Annotated in this window: 13 protein-coding genes; 7 read left to right on the plus strand and 6 right to left on the minus strand. The window is 70.4% G+C overall.

Translation table 11 applies throughout. The features are described from left to right. Nucleotides 1-7 precede the first annotated feature (7 nt). From ACZ4TR_RS02135 to ACZ4TR_RS02165, 7 genes are all read left to right on the plus strand, one after another. A complete protein-coding gene (locus ACZ4TR_RS02135; RefSeq protein ID WP_465285388.1) occupies nucleotides 8-778 on the plus strand; it encodes a DUF4097 family beta strand repeat-containing protein in 771 nt (256 codons plus the stop codon). A gap of 29 nt (nucleotides 779-807) precedes the next feature. Beyond that, nucleotides 808-1,041, plus strand: a complete 234-nt coding sequence (locus tag ACZ4TR_RS02140) for a hypothetical protein (RefSeq protein ID WP_364510448.1) — start codon at nucleotides 808-810, stop codon at nucleotides 1,039-1,041. 67 nt (nucleotides 1,042-1,108) lie between these two features. Next, nucleotides 1,109-2,551, plus strand: coding sequence for an alpha/beta hydrolase (locus ACZ4TR_RS02145; RefSeq protein WP_465285389.1), 1,443 nt, complete (start codon nucleotides 1,109-1,111; stop codon nucleotides 2,549-2,551). Nucleotides 2,552-2,731: 180 nt separating this feature from the next. Then, nucleotides 2,732-4,609 (plus strand): molecular chaperone DnaK, encoded by a 1,878-nt coding sequence (gene dnaK / locus ACZ4TR_RS02150; RefSeq protein ID WP_465285390.1) that lies wholly within the window; start codon nucleotides 2,732-2,734, stop codon nucleotides 4,607-4,609. Then, nucleotides 4,606-5,313 carry a nucleotide exchange factor GrpE gene (gene grpE, locus ACZ4TR_RS02155; protein ID WP_465285391.1) on the plus strand — a complete coding sequence of 236 codons (708 nt, stop codon included), beginning with the start codon at nucleotides 4,606-4,608 and terminating at the stop codon, nucleotides 5,311-5,313. Before dnaK ends, grpE begins: the two co-directional genes overlap by 4 nt. Before the next feature lie 36 nt (nucleotides 5,314-5,349). Continuing rightward, nucleotides 5,350-6,519: a molecular chaperone DnaJ gene (dnaJ, locus tag ACZ4TR_RS02160; protein ID WP_465285392.1), complete on the plus strand. Its 1,170-nt coding sequence runs from the start codon at nucleotides 5,350-5,352 to the stop codon at nucleotides 6,517-6,519. A 5-nt stretch (nucleotides 6,520-6,524) separates the two neighbouring features. Next, complete coding sequence (locus tag ACZ4TR_RS02165) at nucleotides 6,525-6,950, plus strand: heat shock protein transcriptional repressor HspR (RefSeq protein WP_364510460.1); 426 nt, start codon at nucleotides 6,525-6,527, stop codon at nucleotides 6,948-6,950. A 74-nt stretch (nucleotides 6,951-7,024) separates the two neighbouring features. On the opposite strand, the gene ACZ4TR_RS02170 is transcribed toward ACZ4TR_RS02165, so the two are convergent. From ACZ4TR_RS02170 to ACZ4TR_RS02195, 6 genes are all read right to left on the minus strand, one after another. Beyond that, nucleotides 7,025-8,581, minus strand: a complete 1,557-nt coding sequence (locus ACZ4TR_RS02170; RefSeq protein ID WP_465285393.1) for an ABC-F family ATP-binding cassette domain-containing protein — start codon at nucleotides 8,579-8,581, stop codon at nucleotides 7,025-7,027. Between the two features lie 267 nt (nucleotides 8,582-8,848). After that, nucleotides 8,849-9,382 (minus strand): DUF305 domain-containing protein, encoded by a 534-nt coding sequence (locus ACZ4TR_RS02175; protein WP_465285394.1) that lies wholly within the window; start codon nucleotides 9,380-9,382, stop codon nucleotides 8,849-8,851. Beyond that, nucleotides 9,379-10,128, minus strand: a complete 750-nt coding sequence (locus tag ACZ4TR_RS02180) for a lytic polysaccharide monooxygenase (RefSeq protein WP_465285395.1) — start codon at nucleotides 10,126-10,128, stop codon at nucleotides 9,379-9,381. The genes ACZ4TR_RS02175 and ACZ4TR_RS02180 overlap by 4 nt, the downstream gene beginning before the upstream one ends. 145 nt (nucleotides 10,129-10,273) lie before the next feature. Beyond that, on the minus strand, nucleotides 10,274-10,990 hold the full coding sequence (locus ACZ4TR_RS02185; protein WP_465285396.1) for a dienelactone hydrolase family protein: 717 nt from the start codon (nucleotides 10,988-10,990) through the stop codon (nucleotides 10,274-10,276). Between the two features lie 44 nt (nucleotides 10,991-11,034). Beyond that, nucleotides 11,035-12,210 (minus strand): globin domain-containing protein, encoded by a 1,176-nt coding sequence (locus ACZ4TR_RS02190; RefSeq protein ID WP_465285397.1) that lies wholly within the window; start codon nucleotides 12,208-12,210, stop codon nucleotides 11,035-11,037. Nucleotides 12,211-12,485: 275 nt separating this feature from the next. Further along, nucleotides 12,486-13,661 carry a globin domain-containing protein gene (locus ACZ4TR_RS02195; RefSeq protein ID WP_465285398.1) on the minus strand — a complete coding sequence of 392 codons (1,176 nt, stop codon included), beginning with the start codon at nucleotides 13,659-13,661 and terminating at the stop codon, nucleotides 12,486-12,488. Between the last annotated feature and the right edge of the window lie 46 nt (nucleotides 13,662-13,707).

The raw sequence follows: 13,707 nt of genomic DNA on the forward strand, positions 1-13,707 counted from the left end.
AACGACCATGGCGCGCCCGCTTCTGGCTCTGGGTGGCATCGTCCTGATCGGCGTCGGCCTGGCGACCGCGTTCGGCTGGGGCTGGGGATCGGACTTCCAGAACACCAAGACCCTTTCGGAGACCATTCGCAGCGTGAAGCTGGAAGGCGACTCGGGGTCGGTGAAGATCCGCACCGGCACGGGATCGCCGACGGTGCACGAAAAGGTCAGTTACCACTGGCGCGGCAAGCCGGGTGAGACGTTCTTCCGCGTCGACGGCGATCAGCTCGTCCTCACCGACTGCGGCACCAACTGCTCGGTCGACTTCGAGGTGGTCGTGCCCGCGGGCGTGCCGGTGACCGGCCGGATGGACTCGGGCGGCTTGGACGTCGCCGGCGTGGCGAGCGTGGACGTCCAGTCGGACTCCGGCCACGCACGCGTCGAAGACGTGCCCGGCCTGGTGAAGCTGCGGCTGGACAGCGGGGGGATCGACCTGTCGGACGTCGGCGAAGTCCAAGTGCACGCGGACTCGGGCAGCATCAAGGGCACCGGGGTGCGCGGCCCGGTCGACGTGACGGCGTCGAGCGGGAGCGTCGACTTCACGTTGGCGCAGGCGAACAACGTCAAGATCAAGGCCGACAGCGGCAGTGTCGACGTCGAGGTGCCGGGCGGGCCGTACCGGGTCGTCGGCGACAGCGACAGCGGGCGCCGGAACATCGACGTCCCGACCGACGGCTCCGCGCCGAACACGCTCGACCTCACGACCGACAGCGGCAGCGTCACGGTCCGCGCGGCCTGACCTTTTCCTTACTACGGGGGCTTTTCACCATGGGCAAGATCGAACGGCGCGTGCTGGCGGCCGCGCTGCTGGGGGCCGTCGCGATGTTCGGCGTCGTGGGGTTCACGCGGGGGGAGGGGTCCACGGCGCCGGCGCAGGGGGTGCCGGTCGCCGTGGATTCCCACTATCGAGTGACTTCCTGGGTCGGCACCCCGGCGGAAGTCGTTGTGCAGCAAGGAAACCCGGATTTCTTCCTTTCCTCCTGGACCGGCCACCGCTCCTGAATCGTCGGTGGTCGCTGTTAGGAAGGGAGCACGCCGAAGGACGGCGTGCAGGGGGAGGATCAAGATCATGGACGTGCGCCGGGTCGTCGCGGTCATCGCGGCGGTCGTGCTCATGGCGGCGGTACCGGCCGTCGCTTCAGCGTCTCCGCTGGGGTGGCAGCCGTGCGCGACACAGCAGGAACCGACAGCCGAATGTGCCACGGTCGACGTGCCGATCGACCGCGCCAGGCCGGAGCTCGGGTCGGCGCGGCTCGCGCTGGCCCGGCTGCCCGCGCTCGATCCGGGCGGGCGGATCGGCTCCCTGCTGGTGAACCCGGGCGGGCCGGGCGGCTCCGGCGTCGGGTTCGTGCAGTTCGGCGGACTGGCGTCGCCGGACCTCGCGCGGCTGCGGCAGCGGTTCGACGTCGTGGGTTTCGACCCGCGCGGCGACTGGTTCAGCACACCCCGCATCACGTGTGACCCGGCGACGCTGTTCGATCCGGCGCTCGACCGGTTCCCGTCGTCCCGGCCGGGGTTCGACGCGCTGGTGGCGCACAACCGCGCGGCGGGCGAGGACTGCCTGGCCCGCACCGGGCCGTTGCTGGCGAACGCGGACACGCAGAGCGCGGCCGAGGACATCGAGACGATCCGCGTGGCGCTCGGCGAGCCGAAGATCTCGTGGCTGGGCCTGTCGTACGGCACCGAGCTGGGCGCGGTCTACGCGTCGAAGCACTCCGGCCGGGTGCGCACGATGGTGCTCGACGGCGCGATCGATCATGCCCGGCCGCTGCGGCAGGCGATCCTCGAAGAGGCCGCGGCGACCGAAGACGCGCTGGTCCGGTTCGCCGACTGGTGCCGTGGCTCGGCCGGCTGCGTCCTGCGTGGCCGGGACGTCCTGCGCTTCTACGACGACGTCGTGGCCCGGGCGGCGCGTGGCGCGGTGTGGGCGAGCGACCTGGGCCGGTCGGCGACGGCCGACGAGATCTCGGCCGGCGTCTACAACCACCTCTACATCCGGGAAGAGTGGCCGGCGCTGGGCAAGGCGCTGGCCGCGGCCGGCGGCGAGTTCCCCGACGCCAAGGGGCTGACCGAGCGGAACCAGTTCCGGTCCCCGATCTACGGCGCGTACCGGGCGATCGGCTGTCACGACTTCCCGTCGCCGTTCACCGGTCCGGCGGACCTGGGGGCGATGGCCGGACTGCTCCGCGCGGTGGCGCCGCACAGCTGGCGGTACTCGGAGTACTGGGACTTCACCAGCGGCTGCACGGGCTGGCCGGTCCCGGCGAAGAACCCACCACAACCGCACCCGGTCCACGGCGCCCCGCCGATCCTGGTGGTCGGTGGCGCCCACGACCCGGCGACGCCGCTGGCCTGGGCCCGCGGCCTGGCGGCGAGCATCGGCGGCGCGGCGTTGCTGACCCGCACCGACGACGGCCACACGGGGCTGTTCAACTCGGCGTGCGCCCGCGCGGCCGAGGTGGACTACCTGGTGAGCGGTGTCACACCCGGCCGCGGCCACATCTGCCGCTGAACCCGGGAACAAGAACCCGGACCGGCTCGTTAGGCTGGATACGAAGGTTGAGTGCAGTCGACTCAAGTCCGACTTGACGGGGCGCACGAAGGCCTGACTAAACTTGCCAGAGCCTCGCTCAAGGCGAGGAAGAACGTGCAGGTCACGAACCAGAGCAGGCTTACACAGGAGGAAAGCACCATGGCGCGAGCGGTCGGCATCGACCTCGGCACGACCAACTCGGTCGTCGCCGTCCTTGAGGGCGGCGAGCCGACGGTCATCGCCAACTCGGAAGGCTCCCGGACCACCCCTTCGATCGTCGCCTTCGCCAAGAACGGCGAAGTGCTGACCGGTCAGCCGGCGAAGAACCAGGCCGTGACGAACGTCGACCGGACGATCCGGTCCGTGAAGCGGCACATCGGCACCGACTGGAAGACCGAGATCGACGGCAAGAACTACACGTCGCAGGAGATCAGCGCCCGGGTGCTGATGAAGCTCAAGCGCGACGCCGAGGCGTACCTGGGCGAGACCATCACCGACGCGGTGATCACCGTCCCGGCGTACTTCGAGGACGCGCAGCGGCAGGCCACCAAGGAGGCCGGGCAGATCGCCGGCCTGAACGTGCTCCGCATCGTCAACGAGCCGACCGCCGCCGCGCTGGCGTACGGCCTGGACAAGGGCGAGAAGGAGCAGACCATCCTGGTCTTCGACCTCGGTGGTGGCACCTTCGACGTCTCGCTGCTGGAGATCGGCGAGGGCGTCGTCGAGGTCCGCGCGACCTCCGGTGACAACCACCTCGGTGGTGACGACTGGGACGAGCGCATCGTCAAGTGGCTGGTCGACAAGTTCAAGGCCGCGAACGGCATCGACCTGACCAAGGACAAGATGGCGCTGCAGCGCATCCGCGAGGCGGCGGAGAAGGCGAAGATCGAGCTGTCCAGCTCGAACTCGGCCGGCATCAACCTGCCCTACATCACGGTCGACGCCGACAAGAACCCGCTGTTCCTCGACGAGCAGCTTTCCCGCGCCGAGTTCCAGAAGATCACCTCGGACCTGCTCGAGCGCACCCGGAACCCGTTCAACAACGTCATCCGTGACGCGGGCATCGCCGTCGGCGACATCGACCACGTCGTGCTCGTCGGTGGTTCCACCCGCATGCCGGCCGTGTCGGACCTGGTCAAGGAGCTGACCGGCGGGCGCGAGCCGAACAAGGGCGTGAACCCGGACGAGGTCGTCGCGGTCGGCGCGGCGCTGCAGGCCGGTGTCCTGAAGGGCGAGGTCAAGGACGTCCTGCTGCTGGACGTGACCCCGCTGTCGCTGGGCATCGAGACCAAGGGTGGCGTGTTCACCAAGCTCATCGAGCGCAACACCACGATCCCGACCAAGCGTTCGGAGATCTTCTCCACCGCGGACGACAACCAGCCGTCGGTGCAGATCCAGGTGTTCCAGGGTGAGCGCGAGATCGCCGCGCACAACAAGAAGCTCGGCATGTTCGAGCTGACCGGTCTCCCGCCCGCCCCGCGTGGCGTGCCGCAGATCGAGGTCACCTTCGACATCGACGCGAACGGCATCGTGCACGTCCTGGCCAAGGACCTGGGCACGAACAAGGAGCAGTCGATGACGATCACCGGTGGCTCCGCGCTGCCGAAGGACGACATCGAGCGGATGGTCAAGGACGCCGAGGCGCACGCCGAGGAGGACAAGACCCGTCGCGAAGAGGCCGAGACCCGCAACCAGGCCGAGACGCTGGTCTACCAGACCGAGAAGTTCCTCAAGGACAACGACGACAAGCTGCCCGACGACCTCAAGGCCAAGGTCAAGTCCGCGATCGACGAGTCGAACGAGGCGCTCAAGGGCACCGACTCGGCCAAGATCCGCGAGTCGATCGAGAAGCTGAACACCGCTTCGCAGGAGCTGGGCACCGCTCTGTACGCCAACGCGAACGCCGACGCGGCGGCCGGTGCGGCCGGTGCCGGTGCCGCGGGGGCGGCCGGTGGCGACGCCGGTGCGGCCGGCGGCCAGGCCAAGGCCGATGACGTGGTGGACGCCGAGATCGTCGAAGAGGACGAGAAGAAGTGACCCACAGCTACGACGAATCCGAGAACCAGGGCCGCGGCCCCGAGGAGCCGGTGGTCGTGCGGGATCGGCGGCGGGTGGACCCCCAGACCGGGCAGGTTCGCCCGCCCGGTCCGGCCCACGCCGCGCCGGAGCCGGAGGAGGCCCCCGTCGAGCACGCGGGCCCCTCGCTCGGCGAGTCCATTGTGGACGATTCGGTGTCGGTCGTTTCCGACATCGAGAAGGAGCTGGCCGAGCGCACCGCCGACCTCCAGCGACTGCAGGCCGAGTACGCCAACTACCGGAAGCGCGTCGAGCGTGACCGCGAGGCGGTCGTGCTCGGTGCCAAGGCGACCGTGGTGAACGACCTGCTGCCGCTGCTCGACGACCTCGAGCGGGCCGAGCAGCACGGTGACCTCACCGGGGCGTTCAAGGCCGTCGGCGACAAGCTGATCAGCGGCCTGCAGCGCGCGGGGCTCGAGTCGTTCGGCAGCGAGGGCGAGGCCTTCGACCCGAGCGTGCACGAGGCCGTGCAGCACAACACCTCGCCGGACGTGGCGGGCCCGACGGTGACCGTGGTCATGCGCCGCGGCTACCGCTTCGGCGACCGGGTCCTGCGGGCGGCACTGGTCGGGGTCACCGACCACGAGCCCGGTGGCCCGGCGGAGCACCCGCCCGTCGGTGGCGAGCTGCCACTCGACGGCGGACTCGATGAGCAGCAGCAGTAAGCAGTATCCGGTTGAGCTGGAAGGAGGAGGCGCCCGATGAGTGCTCGGGAATGGGTCGGTAAGGATTTCTACCGCGAACTGGGCGTCTCCTCCGACGCCACGGCGGACGAGATCAAGAAGGCCTACCGCAAGCTGGCCAAGGAGAACCACCCGGACGCGAACTCCGGCAACGCGCAGGCGGAGCAGAAGTTCAAGGCGGTCTCCGAGGCCTACGGCGTGCTCTCCGACGCGAGCAAGCGCAAGGAGTACGACGAGGCGCGGCGGCTGTTCGGCGGCGGGGGCGGGTTCAACTTCCCCGGTGGCGGCGGTGGCGGCAGCTTCGACATGGGCGACATCTTCGGCCAGGCCGGCGCGGGTCAGCAGCAGGGTTTCGGCGGGCTCGGCGACATCCTCGGCGGGCTCTTCGGCCGTGGCCGGGCGTCGGCGGGCGCGACGGCGAACCGGCCGCAGCGCGGGGCCGACGTCGAGACGGACGTCCGGATCGACTTCACCGAGGCGGTCAAGGGCGCGACCCTGCCGCTGCGGCTGTCGAGCCCGGCGACCTGTTCGACGTGCGGCGGCAACGGCGCGAAGCCGGGCACGTCGCCGCGGACCTGTCCGACCTGTTCCGGTTCGGGATTGGTCAGCCGGAGCCAGGGTGCGTTCGCGTTCTCGGAGCCGTGCCGCGACTGCCGCGGGCGCGGGCAGATCATCGACGACCCGTGCCCCGAGTGCGGCGGCGAAGGGGTCAGCACGCGGACCCGCACGCTGACCGTCCGGATCCCGTCGGGCGTCGACGACGACCAGCGGATCCGGCTGGCCGGCCAGGGCGAGCCGGGCCGGGGTGGTGCGCAGGCGGGTGACCTTTACGTCCGGGTGCACGTCGCTCCGCACCCGCTGTTCGGGCGCAAGGGCCTCGACCTGACGATCTCCGTGCCGGTGGACTTCACCGAGCTCACGCTCGGCACCACGATCACGGTGCCGACGCTCGAAGGCAAGGTCTCGCTCAAGGTGCCGCCGGGCACCGCGAGCGGACGGGTGCTGCGCGTGCGCGGCAAGGGCATCGCCAAGCGCGACGGCTCACAAGGTGATCTGCTCGTCACCCTCACCGCGGCGATTCCCGCCAAACTGGACGACAAGGCGCGCGAAGCACTGCAGGCGTACGCCGAGGCGATGGCCGGGCACGACCCCCGGCCCGAGATCACTGAGCTGCTCGAAGGCAGGTGAGTGGGATGTTCGGCGGGATCCCCCAGGAAGGGGACGAAGAGACCCCCGTGTTCGTCATCTCGGTGGCGGCCCAGCTCGCGGGGATGCACGCGCAGACGTTGCGCACCTACGACCGGCAGGGCCTGGTGTCGCCGGGCCGCACGTCCGGTGGCGGGCGGCGCTACTCGATGCGCGACATCGCGCTACTGCGCGAAGTCCAGCGCCTGTCGCAAGAGGACGGCGTCAACCTGGCCGGCATCAAGCGCATCATCGAGCTGGAGAACCAGGTCGACGCGCTGCGGGCCCGGCTCGCGGAGCTGACCGAAGAGCTGGCCGCGGCGTACGCCGCGGGCGAGCAGGCCGCGGCGGCGGCGCACGCGTCGTACCGCCGGGATCTGGTGCCGCTCAACCAGCAGACGGCGATGGTGGTCTGGCGTCCCAAGCGCCGCTGAGCCCCCGCTGGATCGCAAGTCCGTGAAGGCCCCCTTACCGGCTATAAGAGCCGGTAAGGGGGCCTTCACGGCTTTCAGCCCCCGAGCGCCAGGCGCGGCCAGGCCGCGAGGTCGCGCAGCATTCGCCGGTCGTGCGTCGCGACGACCACCGCGGCCGGGGTTTCGAGCAGGGCCTCGGTCAGCTCCTCGACGAGCACCGCCGACAGGTGGTTGGTCGGCTCGTCGAACACCAGCAGGTCCGGGCGTCCGGCCAGCCGCAGCGCCAGGTCGAGCCGCCGCTGCTGGCCCTGGGACATGCGGCCGACCGGCGTGCGCAGGGATTCCGCGTCGAGCAGGCCCATGGCCGAAAACGGGAGGCCCGCACGCTCGAACAGCCGGCGGGCGGTGAGTTCTTCCGGCCATGCCGGGACTTCCTGGCCGATCAGGGCCACTTTCGCGCCGGGCAGGTGCCGGACCGAACCCGTCGTCGGCGTGAGTTCGCCGGCGAGCGCAGACAGCAGCGTCGACTTGCCCGCGCCGTTTTCGCCGGTGACGAGGAGGCGGTCGCCGCGGTCGAGGGACAGCGTCACCGGGCCGGCGAGGCGACCGGCGACGCCGACGTCGTGCAGGCGGACCAGTGCTCGCGCGCCGGAGCCGAGATCGGGCCACCGCAACGACAACGGCGGCTCGGGCACGGTCACGCGATGCGCCTCCAGCGCCGCCCGCTCCCGGTTGAGCGCCTGGACGACACCGGGCGCGCGGGACTGGCGCTGGTGCCGCCCGGTGCCCTTGTCCGGCCGCCAGCCGGTGCTGAGCCGGGCACGCGCCTGCGTCACCGCGAGGGTGAGCTGCCGGTGCGTGTCCTGCTGCTCCTCGAACTCCTGCACCCAGCGTTCGCGGTCCCGGCGGCGGCCGTCCTGCCAGGCCGAATAGCCGCCGGCGTAGCTGCGCGGGCGGCCGTCCTGGCTGGGGTCGAGATCGAGGAACTCGGTCGCGACGTCGCTGAGCAGCGCGCGGTCGTGGCTGACCAGTGCGACGCCGCCGTCGTGGCCGCGCAGCCGGTCAGTCAAGAACGCGAGGCCGCCGGCGTCGAGGTGGTTGCCGGGCTCGTCGAGCAGCAGGAAGTCGTGCCGCGCACCGAGCAGGCAGGCCAGGCGCACGCGGTAGCGCTGCCCGACCGAAAGCGTGCCGAGTTCGCGGGTCCGGTCGGTGCAGGCGCCGAGGGCTTCGAGGGCGACGTCGACGCGGCGTTCGGCGTCCCACGCGTCGAGGCGCGTGGCCGCGTCGAGCGCGGTGGCGTAGCGGTCCTCGGTGAAATTCGCGGTGGCCGCATCGAGCGCTCGCAAGGCGTCGTGGGCTTCGCGCAACGCCTCGGTGGTCAGCGTGCCGACGGTTTCGCCGGACCGGAAGGGCAGCGCCTGCCGGGCGACGCCGACGGTGCCCGTCCGCTGGACGGTGCCGTGGTCGGGCGCGCGCACCCCGGCGAGGACGTGCAGCAGGGTGGTCTTGCCGCGCCCGTTCTCGCCGACGATCGCCAGCCGGGACCGGGCCGAAACGGTGACGCTCACGTCGTGCAGGACGCGGCGCGAGCCGAGCGTGACGCCGACGCGCTCCGCGCGCAGGTGGGCGGATTCGGGCAGGGGGGAAGTCAAAAGATGCTCCGCAGCTCTGGAGGGAGCCGGGCAGCACGAAAGCGGCCGCCCGGCGAAGGCCGGAACGGCGGGCAGGGAAGGAGATCGGTGCGCCGCCGTCAGCGGCGGGTGCGCAACCTCGCGAAGACGGTGCGGGAGAACATCATGATCGCGAGGCTAACGCGACGCTGAGGCACGGCCAACCGAATTTCGGCCCGAAGCGCAGCCGGCCGCGAGCGGCCCGGCAGGAGGCTGCTCGCGGCCGGCACCCCAGAACGCGGGGGGTCGTCAAACCTTGAAGTTCAACAGCTGCTTCACCTCGGCGGACCGCGACTCGATGACCCGCCGGGCCAGATCACGGGCCTGGGCGTTGACCCCGCCGTTCGCCGAGTTCTCCGTCTGGGCCAGCTCGATCGCTCCCTGCTGCTGGCCGGTCAGCACGTCGAGGAACTTGCGGGGAAACTCCGCGTCGGGCGCCGACCGGAGCGTGCCCACCAGGTCCGGCGATGTCATCTTCATGCCGCCGTGGCCCGCGTGGGCCTGGGGGTTCATGTCCATCGTCTCGGGCTGGGACCAGGCGCGAAGCCAGTTCCGCATGTCGTCCACTTCGGTGCGCTGCGTCGATTCGATCGCCGCCGCCAGTTCCTTCACCGCCGGCGGCAACGGGTGGTTCGTGGCCAGGCGGACGATCTCGATGCCCTGCTGGTTCTGGGGGATCAGCATCTGCAGGAACATCACGTCCGCCGCGTTGTACGTGGGTGGGGCCGCCGTCGCGCCGCAGCCGGTCAGCAGCAGCGCGACGACGGCCAGCACCACTCTCACTGGCGCTGCCAGAGCGCCGGGGTGTTCGGCGGCTCCCAGCCCGCGATCGCCGTGTGCGGCTGCAGGCAGCGGTAGCTCGCGCCGCCGTAGGTCACCACGTCGCCGGCCTTGTACGCCGTTCCCGCCGCCCACGTGCCGCTCGAGGGCGGTGTGGTCGGGGTCGCGGTCGGCGGCCGGGTCGTCGTCGGGGGCGGGGTCGTGGTGGTCGGCGGCGGAGTTCCGCCGCCGCCGATCTGGAGGTCGACGCAGCTGTAGAACGCGTTGGCCGTGTCGGAGATGTTCCAGATCGCCAGCACCTTGACCCGGCCCGAATAGCCGGCCAGGTTCACCGTGTGCTGCACGGTCGCCGGCGGCTGCTGGTTGTTGCCGGGGATGTTCGCGACGCGCGTGCCGCCGATGTAGTACTCGTAGTTCGAGGTGGCGTGCCGGGCGGTGAACACCCAGTTGAACGTCACCGTCGTGCCGACCGACTTGGCCGGCCAGGGCTTCGACTCGTCGGCCAGCTCGGCGAACTGCCCCAACCCGGCGTTGCAGCTGCGCAGGCCCTTGGGACCTTCGACGCTCTGGGGTTCGTAGACGATCTGCCCGCAGTTCGGGACCTTCCCGGCCGCGCAGTTGGCCTGCCGGCTGGGCGGGTCGGAGATGTATCCGTGGGCACTCGCGGAGGTGGCGGGGAGGACGACGACCAGCACCGGGGCGAGGAGAGCGCCGGCTGCGGCCGCGAAAAGCTTTCGCTTAAGGGTCATTTCGGCTCCTCGAGGGGGAACAGCGTTGTTCCGGAGGGAGGACGAACGAGCACGTCCGGGGAAGACGTGGTCTAGACCATAAAGCGATTCGGGCACAACGGTCAATCAACTACAGCCGTTCAGCAGAAACGCTAGCCCGCTCGGCTCAGTGCGAAGGTCGGGCCGGTTGCTGCAGGTGTTCGCCGAAGAAAGACGTCACTCGGCGCCACGCGTCTTCGGACGCTTCGTGGTGGTAAGTGAACCCGACGACCTTGAGCAGCAGGTTGAGCGGTGCCGCGACCTCGATCTTGTTGGCGAACCCGTGACTCGCGCCGGCGTACTCCTTGACGTCGTGCGGGATTTCACGCTCGGTGAGCGCCGTCTCGAGCTTCGCCGCCGCGCCGCGCAGCGAGAAGTCCTTCTTGCCGAAGCTCGCGACGATCGGGCACGCGTCGTCGAGCACCGACAGGGTCTTCGGCAGCTGCCCGTAGTACGGCGCCGACGCCTCGAAGCCGCGTGACGCCGCGACGAGCGCGAAGCCGCCGCCCATGCAGAACCCGGCGATGCCGACCCGGCCCGAGCAGTCCGCGCGGCCGGCCAGGAGCGCGCGCGACGCCTCGATGTCGTCGAACGTCCGGCCCTGGTTCGCGAACATGTCCGAGAACACGCGACGCACGCAGCGGCGCATCCCGCCCCGCGAGTACAGGTCCGGGCTGAGCGCGAGGTAGCCCTCGGCGGCGAAGCGGTCGGTGATGTTCTTCGTGTCCTGGCTCAGCCCGAACGCGTCGTGGATGAGCACCACACCCGGGTGTGGCCCTTCGCCCGCGGGCTCCGCCAGGTAGCCGCCGATGGTCCCGTCCGAAACCGGAATCGTCATCTCCATATCGGCGAACATAGCGAGAATCCGCGCGACCCGCCGTGAGGTCCTCAGTCCAGGGTGAACGGGTCGAAGCGGATGCGTTCGAGCTCGACGCCGGCGGTCAGCAGCTTCGCGATCGTCGCCCGGATCATCGGGGGCGAGCCGGAGACGAGGATGTCGTGGTCCTTCCAGACACCGCGCTGGGCCACGGCGTGCGCCAGGGTGCCGCGGTCGCCGCCGGGAATGGCGCCCTCCTCGGTCACCGGGGTGACCGTCAGCCACTTCGACACCGCGGTCAGCCGCCGGAGGTCGTCGAGCGCATACAGGTCCTCGGGTCTTTTGCCGCCGAAGAACAGGTGCACCGGCGGGTTGCGCTTCCAGTGCGCGAGGTCGTCGAGGATCGAGACGAACGGGGTGACCCCGGTTCCGCCGGCGATCATCAGCAGCCGTTTCCGGGTGGCGGTCGGGCGCACGTTGAGCGTGCCCATCGCCGGCCCGAGCCGCCAGACGTCCCCCAGCTTGGTGTGGTTGACGATGGCCCCGCTGACCCAGCCGCCGGGTACCGCGCGCACGTGGAACGTCATCTGGCCGTCGCCGCGCGGCGCGGTCGCCGGGGAGAGGTAGCGCCACATCCGCGGCCGCTGCGGCACCTCCACGCTCACGTAGCTGCCGGCCCGGAACGGCAGCAGTCCTTCGGTCTGCACCCGCACCATCGCGACGTCGCGGGACAGCTTGCGGTGGTCGAGCACCCGCGCCGCCCAGGACGCGGGCCCGGTCTCGGCCTGCGCGGCCTCGCGCATGGTCTTCGCGATGAGCCCGTAGGCCGTCGTCCACGCGGACTCCACCTCGGGCGTCCACTTCTGCTTGAGGAACCGTTTCATCGCGGACAGCAGCGCGATGCCGACGGCGTCGTAGTGGCGGGCGACGACGGCGAACTTGCGGTGGTCGCGGCCCAGCTGCCCGAGGAAGGTGGTCAGCTCGTCGGGCCGGTCGACCATCTGCACGACGTACACGAGCGCGCGCAGCAACCGGCTGCGTTGGCTCGCCATCGTGACCGGGAACAGATCACGGCAATCCGGCGCGACCACGAACAACGCGCCGTAGAAGTACTGGGCGACTTCGTCGGCTTTCGGTTCGATCTCCGCAAAACTTTCACGAATCAACCGCGCGAGTTCGCGACCTTCCACGGTCGAAACGGGAACGGTCTTGGGTGGTGCGGAGACCTTCACGGATTCAGCAGTCATCGGGAACGGTATTCTCCAGTCCTGCAAAGGCTTTCTTGCGCCGTGCGTGCGGCGTCGCCGTGCGGTGCCGCCCCCGAGGCTTTCCGACTGTAGGCGAATTCCCGTGCAGATGCGCGTGATTCCGCGCGGTCCGCTCGAACGGAGCAATTTAGCCACACGGCGTAAACCCTGTCTGGCACAGCGTAAAAACGATCATCCGGATGGTTTACGCGGCGCGCGTAACAATTCTCGCGGCTCGTTCGATTCCTGCATCGGACCAGCGGGTCCGCAATTGGCTAGTCGATCGTGAACGGGTCGTACTGGATCTGGTCCAGCGCGCTGCCCGCGACCAGCATGCGCGACACCGTCGCGCGGATCATCGCCGGCGAGCCGGACACGAGGATGTCGTGGTCCGGCCACGAGCCGTACCGCGTGATGGCCTCGGCCAGCGTGCCCTGCTCGAACCCGGGGACGTCGCCGCCGCGCTCCACCACCGGCGTCACGTTCAGCCAGGGGTTGGTCGACGCGAGCGCGCGCAGTTCCTCGAGGTCGTAGAGGTCCTCCCGCGACGGCCCGCCGTAGAACAGGCGTGTCTTCGGGTTTTCGCCCCACAGTGCGAGGTGGTCGAGAATCGACCTCAGCGGCGCGATGCCGGTGCCGCCCGCGACCATCAGCACGCCGCGCGACGATTCGCGGTCGACGTTCAAGCGGCCGAGCGGCGGGCCGAGCCGCCAGACGTCACCGGGCTGGGTGTGGCTGACTATCGCCCTGGACACCCAGCCGCCGTCGATCGCGCGGACGTGGAACTCGATGCCACCGTCCTCGCGCGGCGCGTTCGCCGGCGAGAGGTAGCGCCAAAGCCGCGGCCGCTGCGGGACTTCGACGCTCACGTACTGGCCCGGGTGGTAGGGCACGGGCTGGTCGGGCATCAGCCGCACCAGCGCGAGGTCCCAGGTCAGCCGCCGGTGCTCGACCACGGTGGCCTGCCACGACGGCGGGTTCGTGTCGGAAGCGGCGGCGTCCTGCATGGCCCGCGCGGCGATGGTGAACGCTTCCGCCCAGGCCCGTTCGACCTCGGGCGTCCACTCCCGGCCGAGGTGGTTCTTGAGCGACGCCAGCAGTGCGGTGCCGACGGCTTCGTAGTGCCGGGGCACCACGCCGAACTTGCGGTGGTCGCGGCCCAGCTGGCGCAGGAAGGGCGCGAGGTCGTCGGGCCGGTCCACCATCTGCACGATGTGCACCAGCGCGCGCACCAGCCGGCCGCGCTGGATCTCCATGTTGATCGGGAAGAAGTCGCGCGTGGTCGGGGCGAGGGTGAACAGCATCCCGTAGAAGAACTGCGAGATGTCCGCGATGTACGGCTCGGACTTCGCCCAGCTTTCGCGGATGAGCCGGACCATCGCGACGACGGCCGCGGGGGCTTCACGCGGCGACGAAGACCTGGGGAGCGGGCTGACGGAGTCGGCGGTCATGGGGCGGTGTTCGCTCGCTGGGGACGGAGGGACGACGGCACCCGAT

This window comes from Amycolatopsis sp. NPDC028719 (genome assembly GCF_055565395.1).